The organism is Paenibacillus sp. Y951, assembly GCF_056786395.1.
Genome location: NZ_JBXCIY010000045.1, coordinates 1 through 4,762 on the forward strand (window position 1 = coordinate 1; position 4,762 = coordinate 4,762).

Annotated in this window: 2 protein-coding genes; both read right to left on the reverse strand. The window is 50.9% G+C overall.

Features of this window, described 5'->3' with window-relative positions:
* Positions 1–1,493, reverse strand: a 1,493-nt coding sequence (locus AC1TPB_RS24545) for a condensation domain-containing protein (RefSeq protein ID WP_482078896.1), incomplete at its 3' end; no start/stop codon positions are given.
* A 20-nt stretch (positions 1,494–1,513) separates the two neighbouring features.
* Positions 1,514–4,762, reverse strand: a 3,249-nt coding sequence (locus AC1TPB_RS24550) for an amino acid adenylation domain-containing protein (RefSeq protein WP_482078897.1), incomplete at its 5' end; no start/stop codon positions are given.

Genomic DNA, 4,762 nt, shown 5'->3' on the forward strand with positions numbered 1-4,762 from the left:
TCGCCATACGTCAGTCGCATAGACTCGAATACGATCGCCTCAGCTTCCGGCGTCCGCTTCGCCTGCTCCTCAAACAGCGCGTGGATCGTCTTGTCCTTCGGATACTCCGCCTTCGTATCGTTAAATGTCTCCAGTAGTTGACGCTTCTCTTCTTCCCCGACCAGCTCAATCTCGTCTAGCCGCATGTCTGGTCTTGCCGCAACTTGCTCCACTATCGCCGCCAAATGTCTTATTAATTTATTAATGCTCTCTTCTTCATAGGCTTGGGCATTGTAGCTAAATTTAACGAAAAGCCGATTTCCGCTTAGTCCCATAAATACATTTAATGCAAAACTTGTTTGCTCAATCCCCGTGAGGGTGGTTACAACAAAGTCTTGTGCCGCAGAATGTTTGTCATAAACAGGGGGTACATCCATCGGATAATTCTGAAATACGTAGATATGGTCAAACAAGTTAGATTTAAGTGCATTGCACGCTTGAATGTCAGCCAAGGATACATAGTCGTATCGCTCCGATTTCAACAAATCCGCCTGCACTTGTTTTGCCAAGGAAAGAAACGTTTCATGTCCAGCACGACGAATCCGTACTGGAATCGTATTGACGAACAATCCCACCATGCTTTCAATGCCGAGAACCTCGGATTGACGCCCAGAGACAACCATGCCGTATACAATATCGTCGTAGTCATTATATTGTTGGAGTAACCTCCCCCATATCGTTTGCATCAAAGTATTTAATGTTAGGTTGTGACGCCTACAAAGTATGTTCAACTGTTCCGTAAGCGTCTCTTCAAAGAAATATGAAATTTCGTTAAGCTCATACGATGTTGCACCTTGGATCTGATTTCCAGTGAAAATTTCCGTCCGATGGTTATAATCCTCCAAGTATTTGCCCCAATATTCCAACGCTTCTTCCTTGTCTTGTTTTTCCAGCCAATTGATATAGTCGCTATAAGGATATGCCGGAGGCAACTGAAGAGAGCGCTCGTTACGTATTTCCTCGTAAATTTTGAAAAGCTCGGCGCGCAGGATACCAGAACTCCATCCATCCAGCACGATATGGTGCATACTCCATATCATTTCGTACTGTTCCTCGCTGGTCTTCAAAACTGCTATCCGAAAAAGCACATCCTTCGTTAAGTCAAATCCTTTTTGTCTATCTGCTTTCTTGAACGCTTCTACATACTCATACCTCTTTGTTTTCTGCATCTCCGTAATATCTTCATAGACAAGAATCGGCGCTCTGTCTTTCAAAACGGCTTGAAGCGGTTGACTTAACTTTTTATGTGAAAAAAAGGTCCTTAAAACCTCATGCCGTTCCGTAAGAACTTTCAAGCTTTTCTCCAAAATGGACAGGTTAATTTTTCCGAGAAGCGACATGTTCGTCTGAACAAAATAAGCTTCGGGTTGGCTTTCCAACATCGAATGAAATAACATCCCTGACTGCATAGGAGATAACGGATAAACCTTGACTACTTGATCTTTTTGGATCATAGACTACTTCCCCCCCACATCTATAGGTTGCCGAATAGCTCGTTGAGATCTTCTAAAGTAACCCTAGAGTTACCAAGATCGCTCGGGGTCAACTCGGTTTCTGTTTGCTGCATGCAATGCGTAACGATCGAAAGCAATTGCTTCTTGTAATTGGCCATCAATGCCTGCATCGTGCTTTCGCGGTACTCCTGCTTGTCGTACGTCACGACCAGCGTCAGCTTTCCGTCCATTACGCTCCCTACAATGTCCAGCGCATAGATACGTTCCGATTGCAGACTCACTTGCATGCCAGTAGAAAGATCCGACATCGACATAGTCCCGGCATCCATTTCTCTGTCCCACTGTCCCAAGTAATTAAAGCTGATTTCCAGCTTCAATCTACTGCCAATGCCGCATTTCTCCGCTGGCGACAAATACTTCAGCATGCCATATCCCACGCCTTTGTTCGGAATCCGTCTTAGCTTCTCCTTGAACGATTTGACCCAGTAGGATATTCCTTCCGCCCTCTTCAATTCGAAGACGACTGGATAGATGCTCGTAAACCAACCTACTGTTCTCGTCACATCCACATCATTCAATACTTCTTCCCGGCCGTGGCCTTCCAGATGTATGGCAAGCGTCTCATGACCCGTCCATTCCTGCATCGCTAAACCGAGAGCCGCGAGCAGTACATCGTTCATTTCCGTCTTGTACGCATGATGCGTTCCCGTGAGCAGGTTTTTCGTTTCCGTCTCGCTTAAGCTAACCGCCGCAATTGCGCTGCTTCCGATCGTACGTGCTCCGTCGCTTTCCCAGTCTTTAGGCAGCGGTTGCACATTGACACTCTGCTCCTGCCGCCAATAATCAGCCTCTCTGAGCAGCTTCCGGCTCTGTGCATATATTCCCATCCGCTCCGACCATGTTCGGTACGAATGCGTTTTGCCAGGTAAGGTAACAGATTCACCCCGCAGCAGGTACTCGTATCCTGCCGCGAAATCCTCCAATAGAATTCTCCAGGACACCCCGTCTATGACAAGATGATGAATCGCGATCAGCAGATGGTCGCCGCTGTTCGTCCTGAACAACCCAAGTTGCATCAGCGGGCCAGTTTCTAGATTCATCGTCTGCTGCACCAGTGTCGCCTCACGCTCAACTACCGCGCTAACATCCGCTTCATCCGAGACGTCAAATACATGCAGGCAGAACGCTCGATCTTCTATCCCTCGGTTTATCTGCACGAGCTTCCCTGCTTCTTGCTGGTACACCATCCGCAGCGCGTCATGGTGTTCCGTCAGCTTGACTACCAATTCCTCCACGAGCGCTTCCCGGAAACCGTCCGCGCGGTACAGCATCATCGCCTGATTCCAATGATCGCTTTGCGAGAATCGTTGCTCAAAAAACCAACGCTGGATGGGACTAAGCGCCACTTCGCCCTCCACGGTCCCTTCTTCGGCTGCTGCCTGGGTCGTGACCTGAATATAGCGGCTGACTTCCTCGATCGTCGGATACGTGAACATATCCCGGACGACCAGCTTGAGCCCTTCCGAACTTAATCTGGACACGATCTGAATCGCTTTGATCGAATCGCCTCCCAGCTCGAAGAAGTTATCTCGGATGCCAACTTGTCCGATTCGGAGCACGTCCTGCCAAATCGTCGCCAGCTTCGCTTCTGTCTCGCTCCGCGGCGCAACATATTCACTTCCTGCCTGCACCAGACCTTGTGGCTCCGGCAGCGCCTTCCGGTCTACCTTGCCATTGGCCGTCAACGGAATTCGCTCCACTTCTACCAGATGCGACGGCACCATGTAATCTGGCAAGCTGCGCTTCAAATGCGAACGCAGCTCGGAGGCTTCGAATGCTCCGCTGCTCACCACGTACGCACACAGGTAAGCTTCGTCCCGCTCGTCTTTCCGAGCGACAACCACCGCTTCCTTCACGTCCGTGTGCTGCAGCAGACCGTGCACGATTTCGCCCGTCTCGATCCGGTATCCCCGAATTTTTACTTGCTCATCGATCCGGCCCATGTACTCCAGATTCCCGTCCAGTAGCCATCTTACCAAGTCTCCCGTACGATACATCCGCTCGCCAGGTTCAAACGGGTTGTCCACGAACTTTTCCGCCGTTAGCTCCGGACTCTTCAAGTATCCACGCGCCAGGCCGTCCCCCGCGATGCACAGCTCACCTGGTACCCCAATTGGTGCTAGTTTGTTCGAACGGTCGATGACATACATGCGAACGTTCGGAAGCGGTTTCCCGATTCCTACCTTCTCCGTATGTGGCGTAACCGACTCATGCGTCGCATAGATCGTGGCCTCCGTCGGCCCGTAGATGTTCTCGATTCGGGCGTGCGGCCACTGCTGGCAAGCTCGCCAAGCCATCTCCGTCGGGAACGCTTCGCCCGCGACAAACAGGTACTGCAACGATTGAACGGCTTCCCCACTCATTTTCGCCTCCGCCATGAACAGCTGCAACATGGAAGGTACAAAGTTGATGTGCGTCACCTGATTATCGACAATGACGCGAAGTAGCTCCTGTGGATCTCTCTCAGCGCCCGGTGCCGCCACGACCACTTTCCCTCCGCCAGGTATCCAGCCGAATAGTTCCGTTAATGACACGTCAAACGTATAGGCCGTCTTCAGCAAATAAGCTTCTTCTTCCCCGCAAGGATACTTGTTGTGCAGCGCAACCAGAATATTCGTTAAGCTGTTGTGTTCGACCATGACCCCTTTCGGTTGCCCCGTCGACCCTGACGTGTAGATGACGTACGCCAGATCGCTTGGATTGCTTGCTGCTGGCAAGTTCGAAGTGTCGCCCGCATACAGCGACGCGTCCGCAAGGTCTAATACGCTTCCTTCGTAATCTTGCGGTACTTCTGCGTCACCGTATACGAGTAGAAGATCGGCCTTGCTGTCTTCCAGCATGTATGCGATCCGCTCAGCCGGGTACGTCGGATCAATTGGTAAGTACGCACCGCTGGTCTTCAGAATCGCGAGAATCCCCACGATCATCTCCACCGAGCGCTCCGCCATAATTCCCACGATCTCGTCGGTTCCAACGCCTCGTGCCCACAATGCATGCGCCAGTTGGTTCGCCTTCGCGTTTAGCTCGCCATACGTCATTCGCGCAGACTCGAATACGATCGCCTCAGCTTCTGGCGTCCGCTTCGCCTGCTCCTCAAACAGCACGTGGATCGTCTTGTCCTTCGGATACTCCGCCTTCGTATCGTTGAACGTCTCTAGTAGTTGACGCTTCTCTTCTTCCCCGACCAGTTCGATCTCATCCAGCCGTAT